We start from the raw sequence: 17,923 nt of genomic DNA on the forward strand, positions 1-17,923 counted from the left end.
TCCTCACCGGCCGCCGAACCCCGACTGCGCGATTCCCCGCACGAACGATTTCTGTGCCACCGCGTAGACGACCAGCAGCGGAGCCAGCACGATCAGCGCGGCGGCCATGAGGATCGGCCACTGCGTGTGATACTGCCCCTGCAGCCGCACCAAACCCAGTGTCACCGTGGCGATCTGGTTGCGCTGAATCATCACCAGCGGCCACAGGAAATCGTTCCACACCCCGATCCAGGTGAGCACGGCCAGTACCAGGACCGCGGGCCGGGCGTGCGGCAGCAGCACCCGCCAGTACATCTGCCAGGTGCCGCATCCGTCGAGTACGGCCGCCTCCTCCAATTCGTCGGGCAGCGTGCGGAAGAACTGGCGCATCAGGTAGGTGCCGAAGGCGGATCCGAACAGGCTCGGCACGATCATCGCCCAGGGCGTGTCCACCCAGCCGAAGGTCCGCATGAGGATGAACTGCGGTATCACCGTGACCGTCAGGGGCACCATGAGCGTGCCCAGATAAGCCAGGAACAGCAGCTCGCGCCCCGGAAATCGCAGGCGCGCGAAGGCATATCCGGCGAGCGAGCAGAAGAACACCTGCCCGGCGGTGATGCATGCGGCATAGCCGACGGTGTTGAGCAGCATCCGGCCCAGCGGCAGCAGGTCGAACACCTCGCCGTAGTTGGACCACCGCGGGTCGGCCGGTATCGGATTCGGCTCGCTGACCGTCCCTTCGGATTTCAGCGAGGCGCCGAGCGCCCACAGGATCGGCCCGACCGCGCACCAGGAGATGGCGATCAGGACGGCGTAGATCACCATTCCGCGCACGGTGCGGCGGAGAATCGTGCGCTGCCCGTGCGCGGTCACGACTCCACCGGGTCCCGGCGCGACAGCCACAGCTGAATGACGGTGAGCACCAGCAGCAATGCGAACATCACCCAGGCCAGGGCGGCGGCGTAGCCGATCTCGTAGAACCGGAAGGCATTCTGGAACAGCATGATTCCCAGCACATAGGTGCCGGTCTCGGGTCCGCCGTTACCGTCGGTGAGCGCATAGGCCTGATCGAACGCCTGCACCGAGTTGATGACGGTGACGACGAAGACGAACGACAGCGCGCCCCGGATCAACGGCAGTGTGATGGAACGGAATCGATGCCACGGCCCGGCGCCGTCGATGCGCGCCGCCTCGTACAGGTTTTCGGGGATGCCCTGCATGGCGGCGAGCAGGATGACGGAGGCGAACGGCACGCTCTTCCACACGGTCACGACGGTCAGCGCGGGCAGGGCCCAGTACGGATCGCTGAGCCAGGGCACGGGCCCGGCCCCGAGCCGGCCCAGCATCAGATTCACCAGACCGTCGTCGGTGGTGAACAGGAACCGCCACACCACGGCCATCGCCACGGTCGAGGCCACCAGTGGCAGGAAGGCCAGCGTGCGAAACAGCCCGATCCCCCGCAGTTTCCGGTTCAGCGCGGCGGCCACCGCGAGGCTGATCACGACGGTCGGAACCAGCGTCAGCACCGTGAACACCGCCGTGTTGCGCAGGGCGATGGAGAACAGCGGATCGTCGAGAAGCTGCCGGTAGTTCCCGAGCCCGGCGAATCGCATCGGCCCGAACAGATCCCACGAGTGGAAACTGAGATACAGCGAAAAGGCCAGGGGAAAAAGGAGAAACACGCCCACCGCCGCCAGATTCGGTGCGACGAAGGCCATCCCGGCCCGCATCCGCCTCCGCTCCAGCGCGGAACGCCGACGCCGCACGTGCCCGACACGATCGCGCCCGGTAGTGGCACCCGGCTCCGCGGGCGCACGGCGACCGGAAACGGCCGAGCGAAGCCGCCGGTCCGCCAGCGTGGTACTCGGCGGGAAGCCTGCCATCACGCCTCCCCCGCTCGCCGAAAACCGGGCACCACACGCGAACCCGTCGGCCGAGGCCGTGGGCGGCCACATTGCACAGCTGTACCTGCAAGGCACCGACCCCGCGCCGGCCGGCGGGACGGTTCTCCGATCGATGCGGCCGGACCCTGCCTCCCGCACCGGATGGCGTGACCGCCGCTCATCTCCGCGTCCTCAACAGCGCATCGATATCGGCGGCCGTCCCCGCCAGCGAATCCGCCGGGGCCGCGCCGCGCAGCACGCGATTGCAGTTGCGGGACAACAGAGCTTCCACCTTTCCCCACGCCGGTGTGACCGCGATCCGGCGGGAATGTTCGGGCCCGTCGGTGAACACCTGGAGGTTGCCGACGGCACGGTGCGCGGCGGCGAACTGCGGCGAGTGCATGGCCGACCGCAGCACCGGCACGAACAGCCCCGACTCCGCGATGATCGACTGCCCCACCGGCCCGGTCGCGAATTTCACGAATTCCCAGGCCTGTTCGCGCCGCGGACTGGCGGCGGCGATGCCCAGCCCGGTGCAGCCGACATCGGTGACGGCACCCGGTCCGCCGTGCGGTCCGACGGGCAGCACGGTCACGTCGAAGTCGAGCCCGTCGCCGGCCGCGAACTCCGAATACAACCAGTGGCCGCCGAGCAGCATCGCGGCCCGGCCACCGGAGAACAGGTCATAGGCCGACACCGACTGCTGATCGGAGACATCGGGCGCGACCCCGTGCCGCAGCGCGAGATCCGCGTAGAACTGCACTCCCTCGGTGAACCGGGGATCGCCGATAGTGGTGCGGGACGGCGCCATCGGCGGACTGAACCATTCGGCGCCGTTGTTCATCCCGAAGCAGCCCGCCGAAAAGTACGGCACCCACCCGTCCACGAAGCCCCACTGCCGCTCCCGGCCGCCGCGGCTGGTCAGTTCCCGTGCCGCGGCGAGGAATTCGTCGAATGTCCAGGCATCCCACCAGCGCCCGGGCGGGCGAATTCCGGCCCGGTCGAACAGTTTCCGGTTGTAGTAGAGGAAGACCCCGGACCACTGCTCGGGCAGCGCGTACCGGCCGCCCCGGTAGGTGAACGTGTCGGACAGCGTCCGATACCCGTCACGCCGGAGGTCCGCCGCGTACCGCGGCTCGCGGTCCAGCAGGGTGTGCAGGTCCAGCAGCACGCCGCGTTCGGCCAGGCCCGCGTACAGCAGTTCCCAGCACATCAGCACGTCCGGGCACTTGCCGCCGGCGCAGTAGGTGAGCATCTGCTGCAGCGGGTCGGGGCCGGAGAGAATCGTGCGGATGCGGATGTCGGGACGCCGCCGCCGGAACTCGTCGATGATCCGCAGCCGCGCCCGCGCCTCCTCGGGCCGGGCCTGGAAGAAGAAGGTCACCGCATCGTCCTCGGTCCCGCATCCGGCCGCGGCGCCGGCCAGCGGCAACGCCAGGGCCGACCGGAGCACGGAGCGACGGGTCGGTGTCACGAACCTCCCTCTGCACGACGACGGGCACGGGTGCGGCCGATCTACCCCGGGTCATCCGGTCGACGGCGGGACCCGGCGCGGCAGCAGACCGCTGACCAGCATCGGAGCTTACGGATATCGACCGCCGCCGCACGGAGTGACACGCGCGTGCGAGGACGGATACGACGCCCTCGCCCGACCCGCTCCGGCGCCGGCGCCGTCCGGGGAACGGCACCGGTCGCCGGAAATTCGCTCGCCGGGGGAAAGCGAATACCGACCACGCGGTCAGTGAGCTCGGCATGCGAACATACAGTCGGATACGCGGACATACCGGGCGGCGACCCCGCCCGTGCCGAACCGCCCTACCGGACCGCGAACAACGGGCCCGGCAGCCCACCCGACCGGGTCACCCCACCCGGGCACGACCGGATTTCTCCGAGTCGTGTTCACGCACACATCGGTTCGGCTACGTTGTGTCCGATTCCGCAAGACCCAGCGATACAGCACGGGAGAGTTGCTCGCATGGCGACCATCGAATACCTCCGGACGGATCCCGACCTACCTCCCGTGGGGGTCGCGGACCGTACCCCGATCACCCCCGCGAAGAAGGGAATCTTCCTCGTCGTCGCCCTCGTCGGTGCGCTCGCCTGGGCCGTGCTCGGTATCGCCCGTGGCGAGGACGTCAACGCGGTGTGGATCGTGATCGCGGCGGTGTGCACCTACATCATCGCCTACCAGTTCTACGCGCGGCTGATCGAATGGAAGATCACCAAGCCGGACGACCAGGTCGCCACGCCCGCCGAGGAGATGGAGAACGGCAAGGACTACATGCCGATGGACCGGCGGGTCCTGTTCGGCCACCACTTCGCCGCCATCGCCGGCGCCGGCCCGCTGGTCGGGCCCGTGCTCGCGGCGCAGATGGGCTATCTGCCCGGCACGCTGTGGATCGTCGTCGGGGTCGTGCTGGCCGGCGCGGTTCAGGACTACCTGGTGCTGTGGGCGTCGGTGAAGCGCCGCGGCCGCAGCCTGGGCCAGATGGCCCGCGACGAACTGGGCGTGGTCGGCGGCGCGGCGGCGCTGATCGCGGTGCTGGTCATCATGGTGATCCTGCTGGCCGTGCTCGGCATCGTCGTGGTGCAGGCGCTGGCCGCCACCAAGGGCGCCGACGGGCAGCTGCACGGCGGCAGCCCGTGGGGCGTGTTCTCGATCTCGATGACCATCCCGATCGCCGTGCTGATGGGCCTGTACCTGCGCTACGTGCGGCCGGGCCGGGTCGGCGAGATCTCGATCGTCGGATTCGCGCTGCTGCTGCTGGCCATCATCTCCGGCCGCTGGGTCTCCGAATCCGGCTGGGGACGCGACCTTTTCACGCTCTCGGGCACCACGATCGCGTGGCTGCTGATCGTCTACGGCTTCATCGCCTCGGTGCTGCCGGTGTGGCTGCTGCTGGCACCGCGCGACTACCTGTCGACCTTCATGAAGGTCGGCACCATCGTGCTGCTCGCGGTCGGCGTGGTGGTCACCATGCCGGTGCTGAAGGCGCCCGCGGTCTCCCAGTTCGCCGGCAACAGCAGCGGCCCGTCGTTCGCCGGCAGCCTGTTCCCGTTCCTGTTCATCACCATCGCGTGCGGTGCGCTGTCCGGATTCCACGCGCTGGTGTCGTCGGGCACCACGCCGAAGCTGCTGGCGAAGCAGGCACAGGCGCGGATGATCGGCTACGGCGGCATGCTGATGGAATCGTTCGTCGCGGTGATGGCGATCATCGCCGCCAGCATCCTCGATCAGCACCTGTACTTCGCGATGAACGCGGGCGCGGGAGCCACCGGCGGCACCGCCGAGAAGGCCGCCACCTACGTCAACGGCCTCGGCCTGGGCGGCGATCCGATCACCGCGGCCGAGCTGAACCAGGCCGCGCAGGATGTCGGCGAGACCAGCGTCGTCTCGCGCACCGGCGGCGCGCCCACGCTGGCGGTCGGCATGTCCGAGGTGATGCACAACTTCATCGGCGGCACCGGGCTCAAGTCGTTCTGGTACCACTTCGCGATCATGTTCGAGGCGCTGTTCATCCTCACCACGATCGACGCCGGCACCCGCGTCGCGCGGTTCATGCTCTCCGACACCCTCGGCAACTTCGGCGGACCGGCCGCCAAGTTCAAGAATCCGTCATGGTGGCCCGGCGTGTTCCTGTGCTCGCTGGTCGTGGTCGCCGCGTGGGGTTCGGTGCTGCTGATGGGCGTCACCGACCCGCTGGGCGGCATCTACACGCTGTATCCGCTGTTCGGCATCGCCAACCAGTTGCTGGCGGCGGTCGCGCTGACCGTCGTGCTGGTCATCGTGGTGAAGAAGGGCCTGGTCAAGTGGGCCTGGATTCCCGCGCTACCGCTGATCTGGGATCTCGTCGTCACCATGACGGCGTCCTGGCAGAAGATCTTCTCCGGCGACAAGAACCTCGGCTACTGGACCCAGCACAACGCCTACAGCGACGCGCGTGCGGCGGGCAAGATCCTGGCACCGGCGAAGAGCATGGACGATATGGACAAGGTGGTCCGCAACACCTTCATCCAGGGCACGCTGTCGATCGTGTTCGCCATACTGGTGCTGATCGTGGCGGCGGTCGGCCTGATCGTGTGCGTCCGGGCCCTGCGCCAGGGCGGCGGGCCCACCACCGAATCGCCGGAGGCGCCCTCGAAGCTCTTCGGGCCCAAGGGGTTCCTCACCTCGAAGGCCGAGAAGGAGGTGCAACGGGATTGGGACGAGCACGCGAAGACGGGCAGGGCCGGTCCGCCCACGGCGCCGGCGATGGCGGAGTGAGCGAACCCCGCGACGACACACCGCGCGACGCGCGGGGCGGTCCGGTCCGGGCCGTCCTGCGCGGCGCGCGTGCCGTGATCCGGTATATGGACGCGATCGTGGGCGGCCAGGACTACGCGCGGTTCGTCGAGCATCTGCGCCGCAATCACCCCGACCGGCCGATCCCGTCGGAGCGGGAGTACTGGCGCGAACGCCACGACGCCGCCGCGCGCAACCCCGCCAACCGCTGCTGCTGAGCGGCGGCGCGGCAGCACATCCCCAGCAAGGACGCTCGGGGACGCTCGAGACCGGCCGGAATCGCGATGCAGCATGAACAGTCAGGGGGAAGGTGGCTGATTCCCGCTAGCGCGGATCCGCTCGGACTGACAGGGTGGACTGCGTGAGTGCGAACGGTCTGGATTTCGAACGGTGTTACCGTGCCGTGGCGACCCGCGATGCCCGCTTCGACGGCCTGTTCGTCACCGCCGTCCGGACGACCGGAATCTACTGCCGCCCATCGTGTCCCGCCATCACCCCGAAGCGCACGAACGTCACCTTCCTACCGACCGCCGCGGCGGCCCAGCAGTCGGGGTTCCGCGCCTGCCGCCGCTGCCTGCCCGACGCGGCCCCGGGCTCGCCGCTGTGGAACACCCGCGCCGACCTCGCCGCGCGGGCGATGCGGCTGATCGCCGACGGCACGATCGAACGCGGCGGCGTGCCCGCGCTGGCCGGCGCGCTCGGCTACTCGCAGCGCCAGCTGACCCGCGTACTGACCGCCGAACTCGGCGCCGGGCCGCTCGCCCTGGCCCGCGCCCACCGCGCGCACACCGCCCGGCTGCTGATCCAGACCACCCGAATGCCGATGTCCGACATCGCATTCGCGGCCGGCTTCGCGAGCATCCGGCAGTTCAACGACACCGTGCGCGAGGTGTTCGCGGTGAGCCCGACGACGCTGCGCGACGAGGCTCGGCGGCTGCGCGGCGACACCCTGCCGGCGACCAACGGCATGCTCACCCTGCGGCTGCCCTACCGCGAGCCGATGGACAGGTCCTGGCTGGAGTGGTTCCTGTCGGCGCATGCGGTGCCCGGCCTGGAACTGTGGGAGGACGGCACCTACACCCGTGGCCTGCGCACCCCGCACGGACATGCGACGGTGCGGCTGAGCTTCCAGCCCGGACATGTGCGCGCGGGCCTGGCGCTGCACGACATGCGGGATCTGGCGCCCACGGTGGCGCGGCTGCGCCATCTGCTCGACCTCGACGCCGATCCGATCGGCATCGACGAGGCACTGGAGATCGGGTTCCGCGGCAGCAGCACGCCCAGTCCGGGCATCCGGGTGCCGGGCTGCCTGGACGGCCCGGAACTGCTGCTGCGCACCATGATCGGCCAGCAGATCTCGGTGTCGGCAGCGGTCACGCACACCGCGCGGCTGGTCGAGGCGCTCGGTGAGCGCGTCAACGGTCCGGTGCCGCGGCTGTTCCCGACCGCGGCGGCCATCGCCGAGCGCGGTGCCGAGGTGCTCACCGGACCGGCCCGGCGCACGGCGTCGATACTGTCGGCCGCCCGGGCGCTGGCGTCGGGTGAGTTATCGCTGCACGCGGGGCGCACGGCCGGCGACGTGCGGCGGGACCTGCTGGCCCTGGACGGTGTCGGCCCCTGGACCGCCGACTACGTCACCATGCGGCTGCTCGCCGATCCCGACATCCTGTTACACACCGATCTGGTGGTACGGCAGGGCGCGGCGCTGCTGGGGGTGGACTTCGCCGATACCGGGCGATGGGCGCCGTGGCGGTCCTACCTGTCCATGCATCTGTGGAAGCGCGCCCTGGCCGAGCGTACGGTTCCCGCGATCGCTGCGAACGTTTCCGTGAAAGTAGGTGTGCGGCAATGAGTTCTGCCGACTACGCGATGATCCCGACACCGATCGGCCCGTTCACCGCGCTCGTCGACCACGAGGGCGCCGTGCTGGCCGCCGGCTGGACAGACGACGCCGGCGAGCTGCGCGAGCTGGTCCATCCCCGGCTGCGTCCCGACGAGCTGCGCCGCCGCGAATCCCTCGGCGCGGTGTCCCGGGTGGTCGAGAAGTACCACGCCGGTGAGGTTCTCGCGATCGACGACATCACCGTCCGGCAGGTCTCGGGTCCGTTCCTGACGCATGCGTGGGAGGTACTGCGCAAGGTCACGCCCGGAAACCCGGTGACCTACACGGCATTCGCCGACCTGTCCGGCCGCCCGGAGGCGGTGCGCGCGGCCGCGAACGCCTGCGCCCGCAACGCCGCCGCCCTGTTCGTCCCCTGCCACCGCGTCCTGCGGACCGACGGCAGCCTCGGCGGATTCCGCTGGGGGCTGGCGGTCAAGCGGTGGCTGCTCGATCACGAGGCGGCACGGGCGAACTGACGGTCGTCCGATCCGCCAGGCCGTTCGGGGGCCCGGTCGCGATCTGCGACACACACGCGGGAACATCGCAGGTCGGCAGCTGACCGGGCCCGGTGTCACGGGTCATGTCCCGCGTCGGCATGCCGCGCACGGAATGGGTGGCTCGCGCAGGCGTGCCGGCGCATGTCGCCGACACGGCCCGGTACGCCGGTCAGGCGGAAGCCCGGATCTGTTGCAGCAGGCCGTGCATATCCAGCTGGCCGTGGTGCTCGACCAGCAGGCCCCCGGCGAAGCGGTCGATGTGGATGACGCCGACCGACACCGACGCCCCGGTCGGCGCCAGCTCGCCGAAGAGTCCGGTGTGCGTGCCGACGAACCGGCAGCGCGAGACGAATCGCCCGGCGTCGACGAGCGTTTCCTCGATGATGTGGCGTCCGTCCGGGAAGCCGCGGTAGAACGCCTCCTGGTTGCGCCGCCACACGTCCAGGCCCATGGGTGGCGCGCTGCCGACCTGCACGATCAGCGCAGGTGCGATGAGCGTGCCGATAACCGTCCAGTCCTGCGCGTCCAGCGCCGCGTACAGGCGTTTTCCGAGTGCCTCGATGGTGTCCGCCACGACGGAAATCCTAGCGGCCGGCCGCCGGCCGTCAGACGACCGTGAGCAGGCGGGAACCGTTGGGCTCGCGCAGGACGTGCAGGCGGCTCGGGATGCGCTGGCGCATCTCGTCGACGTGGCTGACGACGCCGACCACCCGTCCGCCGGAACGCAGTTCGTCGAGCACGCCCATCACGGCGTCGAGGGTGTCGGCGTCCAGGCTGCCGAAGCCCTCGTCGATGAACAGGGTGTCCAGCACGAGGCCGCCGGATTCCGCGGCCACGACATCGGCCAGGCCGAGTGCCAATGCCAGTGAGGCCATGAAGGTTTCGCCGCCGGACAAGGTCTTCGCGGGACGGACGACACCCGTGTACCCATCGCGGATGTCCAGGCCCAGCCCGCCCCGGCGCCCGCGCGGTCCGGCCGCATCGGAGTGCACGAACTCGTAACGGCCGCCGGACATTCGGCGCAGGCGCACCGATCCGGCCAGCGCCACCTCCTCCAGCCGGGCGGCCAGCACGTAGGAACGCAGCGACATTCGCCGGTTGTTCTCGCCGCGGCCGGCCACCACATCGGCCAGGCCGTCCAGTTCCTCGTGCGCCCGCTGCATCGGGGCGATGCGATCCACCGCGGCCCACAGCTGCCCGCCGAGTTCCTCCAGCTGAGCGACGCGGCGGGTGGCCTCGGCGTTCGCCGCGACCGCGGCGTCGAGCCGGGTGCGGGCCTGCGCCACAAGGGTTTCCCATTCGTCGAGATCGCCGGGCTCGACATCGGCCACCGCCCGGATCTCCGGTTCGGCCAGCACCGCCTCCGCATGCGCGCGGGCGCGGTCGGCGGCCACCAGCTCCGCCTCCGCCTCCTCGCGTTGCGCGGTGGTGCGGGTGGCGGCGTCCACGATCTCGGCGTAGAGCGCCAGCACGGCGTAGTCCGGTTCGGTGTCACCTTCGGCGATCACCCGCTGTTCCGGTGCCAGATCGGCCTCGCGGGCCAGCCGCTCGACGCGGCGGGCCGCGGCGGCGACCTGCTCGCGCGCGGCGGCGGTCTCCGCCCGGGCTCCGCGCAGGTCGGTGGCCTCACGCACGAGGGCCTCCAGCCGGGCGCGGCGGCGTTCCACGGTGCCGTCGGCGCCCGCGGCCTCCCGCAGGCGCTCGGTCAGTTCCGCCAGACGCCGATCACCGGCCTGCACGCGCTCCCGCAGTGCGCTGCATCGGCTTTCGAGAGCGCGCTGTTCGTCCTGCAGCCGGGTCTCGTCGGTGCGCAGGCGGGCGAGTTCGACGGTGAGATCGTCGTGCCGGGCGGCCGCCGTGCCCGCGGCCTCGTGGCGTTCGGTGGCGGTGCGCAGCGCGTCGGCCAGGGTTGTCCTGTCCTCGCCGCCGCCGCGGTCGATCAACACCTCGATCTGGCGGTCCAGTTCGGTGCTGCGGGCCAGCGCGCGGGCGCGGGCGCCTTCGGCGGTCCGTTCGGCCGCCACCGCCCGCTCCTCGTCGGCCCGGGTGGCGGCCGTCTCGGTAGGCCGGGCCGGGGCCGGATGGTCGGCGGCGCCGCACACCGGACACGGCCGCCCGTCGGCCAGCGCGCCCGCCAACTCCGCGGCCATGCCCGCGAGCCGACGCTCGCGCACGTCCAGGGTGCGCTCGCGCGCGTCGGTGTGCGCGGCGCGGGCCGTCTCGTACTCGGTACGCGCCTGCTCCGCCTCCTTCCGGCGCCGCAGCAGCTCTTCCGCCGCCGTCGCGGCGGTGCGCAACCGGTCGCGTTCCGCGGCCAGACCCGCCAGCCCGGCCATCGCGTCGGCCGCCTCCCGCAACCGCACCTCGGCCGTCCGGATCGTCTCCGGCAGCTCGACCCGCCGCACCGACAGCCGCTCGGCGCTGCCGGCCGCCTCCGCGTATTCGGTACGCAGGCTTGCCAGTTCGGCCGTCAGCGCATGCGCCGACTCCGCATCCGCCCGCACCTCGTCCAGCGCCCCGACCTGCGCCGACCACCGTCGCACGGCCGCCTCGAGCCCGTCTTCGCCGGGTGCGGGAGTGTCTTCACCGAATTCGGGCCTCTCCTTGCCGACACGGAGGATGTCCTCCTCGGTACAGTCGGCGCCGTCATCGGCGTCCAGCAAGCCGTCGATGGAGAACAATTCCAGTTCCACGACCCCGCCCGCGGCAACGGTTTCCGCGACCGGTTCGGCGGCAGCCGAGTTCGGCTCGGCGGTATCGGCCTGCGCGGGTTCCGCGTCCCCCGAATTCTTCCCAGTATCCGAGTGCGTTCCGGCTTCCGTGTCCTCCCGTGCCTCGGCGTGCTGCCCGGCCTCGGCGGCCGTAGCCTCCCTGGTGGCTACGGCCGCCCTGGCGACCACGGCTTCCCCCTCGGCCGCGGGAGGCGGCGGGGCGGAGGCGATGGCCGTCAGGCCCTCGGCGAAATCGGTTGCGGCGAGTTCGGCTTCGAGGAGATCTGCGGCGGCCCAGGAGGTTCCGGCGAGTTCCGCGCTGGGTGGCTCGAGCAGGCGGGCGGCCAGCCGCTCGGCGGCGGTGCGGGATTCGTCGGTGCGGCGGCGCAGGACGACCGCCGCCGAGCGCGCCTCGGCCAGGGCCGCGGCGACCGGCTCGGCGCGGCGGGCGCCGTCGAGTTCGGCCGTCAGCCGGGTGCGGCGCTCGGCGCCGGCGGCGTACTCGTCCAGCCGCGTGCGCGCGGCCGACCGGCGTCGGTGCAGATCCCGCACGCGGCGCTGCTCCTCGACGGCGGCCTGCGCACGAGCCGAATCCTGCTGGCAGCGCGCGAGTTCGGTGGCCGCCGTGGTCACCTCGGCCCGGGCGGTCGTCAGCAGCCGCTGCGACCAGTCGACCGCCTCCAGGGGCCCGACCGTCTCCGTGGCGCCGAGCCCGGCCGCGACGCCCACCTGCGCGATCAGCCGATCGATGCTCTGCCGCTGCGATTCCAGCTCGGCGCCGCTCTCCCGCCGCCGCTGCGCCAGCCACTGTTCGGCGGTGCCGAAACGTTCGGTGTCGAAGAGCTTTTCGAGCAGCTTCTCGCGATCCTCGTTGTCGGCGCGCAGGAACCGCGCGAAATCGCCCTGCGGCAGCAGCACCACCTGGAAGAACTGGTCGGCGCTCATCCCGAGCAGGCGGTTCACCTCGTCGCCGATATCCGGTATGCGGGAAAGATTGTGGCCACGGCCGTCGAGCCACTCCAGCGTCGCGGCGGCCTGCTCGGTGGCCCAGCCGCTGCCGCGCTTCTTCGGCCGCTGGAACTCCGGCGACCGGGTCAGCCGCAGCCGTCGGCCGCCGAGCGTGGCCTCGAGCCTCACCCGGGGCGGTGTCAGCGGATCGGCATGATCGGAGTGCAGCCGCTTGCTCTCCCCGCGCGCTCCGGGCACCCGGCCGTAGAGCGCGAACGCGATCGCATCCAGCACCGTGGTCTTCCCGGCACCGGTCTGCCCGTGCAGCAGGAACAGCCCGTCGGCACCCAGCTCGTCGAAGTCGACGGACGCGGTGTCGGCGAAGGGGCCGAACGCCGTCATCTCCAGCCGATGCAGCCTCATCCGCGTCCTCCGGCGACACCCGGAGCAGCCCAGAGCCCCGTCGAACGCACCCACGGGATACGGTGCCGACCGGGTGAAAACCTCTGTGGCACAGGCACAACCTCGGTGACCGCGGGACCTGACCGCAGGCCCGCCGGGGAAGGGCCGATCTCCCGTGACGGGAGAGCTACGGCAACGGCCTCGGCCACACCGGCACGGTTGAGTTCGATCGGGTCGCACCTGCACCCTCGGACCACCCGGTACCGCGAGGAGGCCCCGGGCCGTCGCGGCCGCGCCTCGGCGGCACTCATGCCGACAGCTCGTCGGCGGCCGGCGACGCCTCGGGCTCGGCGACCGCGGCGACCAATGCCCGCTCCATCCATTGCATTTCGCCCGGCGACGGCTCCCCCCGGACATCGGCGAGGAAGCTGCGCGCCACGTCGGTGTCGCGTCGGCCCTGCACCCGCTCACGGTAGCGCAACTCCGGATCGCCCTCGGGCCGTTCCCAATCCACGTGCACGGCGTGCGGGAATCGGGTACGCAACCGGCGCAGCGCATCGACCGGGCGGGCATGATCGGTCAGTGCCGCCGAGACGTAGTCGTCCTCGGCCGCGGCGTGGGCCGGATCGGCGAGCAGTTCCTCGAGCGTGCCGCTCAACCTGCTGAGCCCGCGCACCCGCGGAAGATCGCGGCGCACAACCTCTTTCAGGCCGTCGCCGTCCAGGTCGACGATCCAGACGGCCTTGCGGTGCGAGCGTTCGGCGAAGGAATAGGGCAGCGGAGAACCGCTGTAGCGCACCGATTCCGACAGCGTCTGCGACGAATGCAGATGGCCGAGCGCCACGTAGTCGATGCCGCCGAAGGCGCCGAGCGGCACCGTCTCCACGCCGCCGACCGAGATGTTCCGCTCCGAACCCGTCGCCTCGCCGCCCACGACGAACGCATGGGCCAGCACGATCGACCGCGGGCGGCCGCGGCGGTCCAGATCGGCCCGGATGTGCGCCATCGCGGCGTCCAGGATCTCCGCATGCGAACGGGCCTGCGGCACCTCCAATTCGGCGCGGGTGATCTCCGGTTCCAGATACGGGATGCCGTAGCAGGCGATCTCACCGAACTCGTCGGACAGCGACACCGGGCGCCGCACATCGGCCACCGTCGTGCGCAGGTGCAGCCCACCGGCCGCGGCGAAGCTGCCCAGCGCACCCAGCCGGGTCGGCGAATCGTGATTGCCGGAGGTGGCCACGATCTCGGCGCCGGCCGCCCGGATCGCCTCGAATCCCCGATTGCACACCGCGATCGCATCGGCGCTGGGAATCGACCGGTCGTACACGTCGCCCGGGAGCAGCACCGCCTCGACGCGCTCCTCGGCCACGATCTCGGCGATCGCCTCCAGCGAACGTGCCTGATCGGCAAGCAGATCCACCCCGTGGAACGTCCGCCCGATATGCCAGTCCGACGTGTGCAGCATCCGCATGCCGCGAAACCGTAGACGCTCGCACCGACAGAACCGAAGCCGCCGGGCCGAACTCGTGGAAAAAAATGTGCGCCCGACCGGCCCGGCATGTCGAGCCACGCGGAGTGTTCGCCGGTCGCGCGTGGCCGACCGGCGACGATTTCGCGGGCGTTCCCGATACCCGGCACGGCGCAGCGGGCGACTGGGCGGATCCCCGGCGATCCTCGCCCCTCATGGCATCGGTCAACGGTCGCCGACACCGACCTGCCCGCGACGGATCGGCTACGCGCACGAGCGTCGGGCAGTGCCGCGACGCTGAGCGATTGCCTGTCTGCGCGGACTTGTCGGTGGGATGAGGCACCATCTGCAGTCATGACCGCACCGATGCTGTTTGCGCTGCTGTTGGTGTTCGCCGCCGGGTTCGGGCTCGGGTGGCTGGGGTATGCCGCGCGGTCGGGACGGCGCGCGGCCGCGGCCGAGGCGCAGCTGGCCGCGCTGCGCGACAACGAGAGACTGCTGCGGCAGTCGCTGAGCGCGGCGAACGAGGATGCGGCGCGGCGCAATTCGCATGCGGTGGGCACCCTGGTGGATCCGCTGCGCGACGCGGTGGGCGCCCTGAACCAGCACCTCCGGCAGATCGAGCACAACCGCATCAACGCCTATTCCGGCCTGCGCGAGCAGGTCGCGGGCATGCAGCGCGTCTCGCACCAGTTGTCCACCCAGACCGGTCAGCTGGTGTCCGCGCTGCGTGCCCCGCAGGTGCGCGGGCGCTGGGGCGAGGTCCAGCTGGAGCGGGTGGTGGAGCTGGCCGGGATGGCGCGGCACTGCGATTTCGACACCCAGGTGAGCGCCACCGGTTCCGGCGGCGGAGTGCGCCCCGACCTGGTGGTGCGGCTGGCAGGCAACCGTCGGATCGTCGTCGACGCCAAGGTGCCGCTGACGGCTTACCTGGAGGCCACCACCGCCGACGATCCGCACCGCGGCGACGAATTGCGCACCCGGCATGCCAAACATCTGCGCGCGCACGTCGACCAGCTGGCCGACAAGGCGTATTGGACGGCGTTCGACCCGTCCCCGGAGTTCGTGGTGCTGTTCGTGCCCGGCGATGCGTTCCTGGACGCCGCGCTGTCCGCCGACGCCGGCCTGCTCGAATACGCCTTCGGCCGAAATGTGATTCTCGCAACACCGACGACGCTGATCGCCCTGTTGCGCACCATCGCGTACGGCTGGCGCCAGGAGGCGCTGTCCCGCGATATGGCGACGGTCCAGCAATTGGGCCGGGAATTGTATGCGCGCCTGGGCACCACCGGCCGCCATCTGGACCGGCTCGGCACCCAGCTCGGAAAGGCCGTCGACGCTTTCAACCACACCGTCGCGTCGGTGGAGTCGCGGGTGATGGTCACGGCCCGGCGCCTGCACGAATTGGATATCGGCGATCGGGAGGTGCCGGTGATCGGCCGGGTGGAGTCCTGGCCCCGCGCGGTCGGATCGGCCGAGACCAGCGAATAGCTCGCGCATCCGCCCGGCCTCGAGACACGTTTCGGCCCCGGCAGATAGTGTGCTTTACGTGGCAGCTACCCAACGCGAGCGATCCGACGTACCGGCGTCGCACCGCTCGATCATTCCGTCGGTTCCCGGCGTCCCCGCCGGGGCGGCGGTATTGATCGCGGTCGCGTGCACATTTATCGGATTCTTCATCGATGCAGGCAGCAGCGGCAAGGAGCTGACCCGCACCTTCGCGGTCTGTTACATAGTGGGATGTGTGGTGGCGGCACTCGTGGTCCGCTACCGCGGCCTGTTCACCACGATGGTGACACCCCCTCTGCTGCTGTTCTTCTCGGTGCCGCTGGCCTATCAGCAACTAACCGGCCGCAGCGCGACCTCGGTGAAGGACATCCTGCTGAACCTGGCGATTCCGCTGGTGAACAGGTTCCCGACGATGGCGCTGGCCACCGTGCTCGTGTTGATGATCGGCGGCGGCCGCGTGTGGATGCATCGCCAGGAGGCGCAGCGCACCGGTAGCGATCGCCCGCGAACCGGGCGGATGCACAGCACGCGCCCCAGCGAGCGCACCCGCCGGACCAGGACAACGACCTCGTCGGATACGCTCCGCCGCCGGGCCCGCTCGTCGAAGACCACCGCGGAGGCCGACCCGGAACCCGCACCGGCCCGCCCGAACCGCCGGTCCGCCTCCGGGCGCGTCGCGGAACGCCCGCCGCGGGTCTCCCCCACGAAGCCTGCCCCGACGAAAGCGGCCCCCGCGAAGGCGGCGTATCCGCGCACGACCGACCGCCCCGCCGCGGCGGAACCGGCCCCACGACGCGGCCGCCCGCCGCACAAGGGCGACATCCCGCCTCATCCGCGACCGAACGTGCGTTATCGCGACCGCGATTCCGGCCGCATCGAACGCTGAGACGAGACATCCGGGCACAGGGCACACCACTCCCCGCGACGCCCGGAGCCGACAGCATCCCCACGCCCGGTCATCGGTCGAGCGTTCAACTCTGTTACGTGCGAATCGCATTCGGGCACGGCGAAGCAGGCATCCCGAGTCCCCACACACCAAGTCCCCGTACACCGAGTCCCCGTACGCCGAGTCCCCGTACGCCGAGGAACAGGGCATAGAAACAGATTCGCCCCGAACCTCTCGGTCCGGGGCGAATCGACGTGGTATCGCTCAGCGGCGAGCGGCGCGCAGCTCGCGAGGCAGGGAGAAGACGAGGGTCTCGTTCGCGGTGGTGACCGGCTGAACATCGCCGTAGCCGTTCTCGGCCAGCATGTCGAGCACGCCGCGGACGAGGATCTCCGGAACCGAGGCACCGGAGGTGACGCCGATGGTGCGCACGCCCTCGAGCCAGGCCGGATCCACCTCGGCGGCGAAGTCGACCAGATACGAGGCCCGGGCGCCGGCGTTCAGCGCGACCTCGACCAGGCGCTGCGAATTCGAGGAGTTGCGCGAGCCGACCACGATCACCAGATCGCATTCGGGCGCCATCGCCTTCACCGCGGTCTGGCGGTTGGAGGTGGCGTAGCAGATGTCGTCGCTCGGGGGATCCTGCAGGTTCGGGAAGCGCTCCCGCAGCCGCTGCACCGTCTCCATCGTCTCGTCGACCGACAGGGTGGTCTGCGACAGCCAGATCACCTTGTTCTCGTCGCGCACGGTGACATCGGCGGCCGCGGCCGGTCCGTCCACCAGCTGCACGTGGTCGGGGGCCTCCCCGGCGGTGCCCTCCACCTCCTCGTGGCCCTCGTGGCCGATGAGCAGGATGTCGTAGTCGTTGCGGGCGAAGCGCTTGGCCTCCTGGTGCACCTTCGTGACCAGCGGGCAGGTGGCGTCGATCGTGTGCAGGCCGCGGGCGGCCGCGGACTCGTGCACCATCGGCGACACACCGTGCGCGGAGAACACCACGACGGCGCCCTCCGGCACCTCCTCGGTGTCTTCGACGAAGATCACACCGCGCTCCCGCAGCGTCTCCACGACGTGCTTGTTGTGCACGATCTCCTTGCGGACGTAGACCGGTGCGCCGTGCTTCTCCAGCGTGCGCTCCACGGTTTCCACCGCGCGATCGACGCCGGCGCAATACCCCCGCGGTTCGGCGAGCAATACGCGTTTGGCCGCATCCGACGCGCCCGAACCGGCCGACCGGGCGATTCCGACATTCAACGGGATAGCCGAGGACATGGCTCCCAGCTTACGTGCGCACCATTCGACGCGCCCAAGAGCCGGCCGCCGCCCGGGCGTCCGGGCGCGCCTCCCGTCGCGGGAACGACCGCCACCGGCGGCGTGCCGAATGAGTGCCGCCGACGGCGGATACACCCCGATATCGCCGCCCGCAACCTGGGCTGATTAAGTAACCGCATGGGTAAATCACGCGGCCCCACCCTT

The 17,923-nt window shown here is 70.7% G+C and carries 13 protein-coding genes; 6 read left to right on the plus strand and 7 right to left on the minus strand.

Going from position 1 to position 17,923, the window contains the following annotated elements; all coding sequences use genetic code 11:
- Window positions 1-3: 3 nt before the first annotated feature.
- The 3 genes from D892_RS0104130 to D892_RS0104140 form a co-directional block, all read right to left on the minus strand.
- The gene (locus D892_RS0104130) at window positions 4-804 is read right to left on the minus strand and encodes a carbohydrate ABC transporter permease (RefSeq protein WP_051499461.1); all 801 of its coding nucleotides are present in this window, start codon (window positions 802-804) and stop codon (window positions 4-6) included.
- Between the two features lie 44 nt (window positions 805-848).
- The gene (locus D892_RS0104135; RefSeq protein WP_369801809.1) at window positions 849-1,724 is read right to left on the minus strand and encodes a carbohydrate ABC transporter permease; all 876 of its coding nucleotides are present in this window, start codon (window positions 1,722-1,724) and stop codon (window positions 849-851) included.
- 316 nt (window positions 1,725-2,040) lie between these two features.
- Complete coding sequence (locus tag D892_RS0104140) at window positions 2,041-3,336, minus strand: sugar ABC transporter substrate-binding protein (RefSeq protein ID WP_024800033.1); 1,296 nt, start codon at window positions 3,334-3,336, stop codon at window positions 2,041-2,043.
- Between the two features lie 501 nt (window positions 3,337-3,837).
- On the opposite strand from D892_RS0104140, the gene D892_RS0104145 reads away from it, so the two are divergent.
- The 4 genes from D892_RS0104145 (at window position 3,838) to D892_RS0104160 (ending at window position 8,502) form a co-directional block, all read left to right on the plus strand.
- The gene (locus D892_RS0104145) at window positions 3,838-6,126 is read left to right on the plus strand and encodes a carbon starvation CstA family protein (RefSeq protein ID WP_024800034.1); all 2,289 of its coding nucleotides are present in this window, start codon (window positions 3,838-3,840) and stop codon (window positions 6,124-6,126) included.
- Window positions 6,123-6,362 (plus strand): YbdD/YjiX family protein, encoded by a 240-nt coding sequence (locus tag D892_RS44825; RefSeq protein ID WP_051498985.1) that lies wholly within the window; start codon window positions 6,123-6,125, stop codon window positions 6,360-6,362. The genes D892_RS0104145 and D892_RS44825 overlap by 4 nt, the downstream gene beginning before the upstream one ends.
- Window positions 6,363-6,496: 134 nt before the next feature.
- On the plus strand, window positions 6,497-7,996 hold the full coding sequence (locus D892_RS0104155) for an AlkA N-terminal domain-containing protein (protein ID WP_063629939.1): 1,500 nt from the start codon (window positions 6,497-6,499) through the stop codon (window positions 7,994-7,996).
- Window positions 7,993-8,502 (plus strand): methylated-DNA--[protein]-cysteine S-methyltransferase, encoded by a 510-nt coding sequence (locus D892_RS0104160; protein WP_024800037.1) that lies wholly within the window; start codon window positions 7,993-7,995, stop codon window positions 8,500-8,502. The genes D892_RS0104155 and D892_RS0104160 overlap by 4 nt, the downstream gene beginning before the upstream one ends.
- Window positions 8,503-8,692: 190 nt before the next feature.
- On the opposite strand, the gene D892_RS0104165 is transcribed toward D892_RS0104160, so the two are convergent.
- From D892_RS0104165 to D892_RS0104175, 3 genes are all read right to left on the minus strand, one after another.
- Window positions 8,693-9,097, minus strand: a complete 405-nt coding sequence (locus D892_RS0104165; RefSeq protein ID WP_232235971.1) for an ester cyclase — start codon at window positions 9,095-9,097, stop codon at window positions 8,693-8,695.
- Window positions 9,098-9,128: 31 nt separating this feature from the next.
- The gene (locus D892_RS49355; RefSeq protein WP_024800039.1) at window positions 9,129-12,605 is read right to left on the minus strand and encodes an AAA family ATPase; all 3,477 of its coding nucleotides are present in this window, start codon (window positions 12,603-12,605) and stop codon (window positions 9,129-9,131) included.
- Between the two features lie 286 nt (window positions 12,606-12,891).
- A complete protein-coding gene (locus D892_RS0104175) occupies window positions 12,892-14,058 on the minus strand; it encodes an exonuclease SbcCD subunit D (protein ID WP_024800040.1) in 1,167 nt (388 codons plus the stop codon).
- A gap of 351 nt (window positions 14,059-14,409) precedes the next feature.
- On the opposite strand from D892_RS0104175, the gene D892_RS0104180 reads away from it, so the two are divergent.
- Window positions 14,410-15,546, plus strand: a complete 1,137-nt coding sequence (locus D892_RS0104180) for a DNA recombination protein RmuC (protein ID WP_024800041.1) — start codon at window positions 14,410-14,412, stop codon at window positions 15,544-15,546.
- Between the two features lie 58 nt (window positions 15,547-15,604).
- Complete coding sequence (locus tag D892_RS0104185) at window positions 15,605-16,450, plus strand: DUF6542 domain-containing protein (protein WP_024800042.1); 846 nt, start codon at window positions 15,605-15,607, stop codon at window positions 16,448-16,450.
- A 264-nt stretch (window positions 16,451-16,714) separates the two neighbouring features.
- Here the strand turns inward: D892_RS0104185 and D892_RS0104190 are convergent, their stop codons facing one another.
- Window positions 16,715-17,719 (minus strand): 4-hydroxy-3-methylbut-2-enyl diphosphate reductase, encoded by a 1,005-nt coding sequence (locus tag D892_RS0104190; protein WP_024800043.1) that lies wholly within the window; start codon window positions 17,717-17,719, stop codon window positions 16,715-16,717.
- Between the last annotated feature and the right edge of the window lie 204 nt (window positions 17,720-17,923).

Source organism: Nocardia sp. BMG51109 (assembly GCF_000526215.1).
In the GTDB taxonomy this organism is placed as follows: Bacteria; Actinomycetota; Actinomycetes; order Mycobacteriales; family Mycobacteriaceae; genus Nocardia.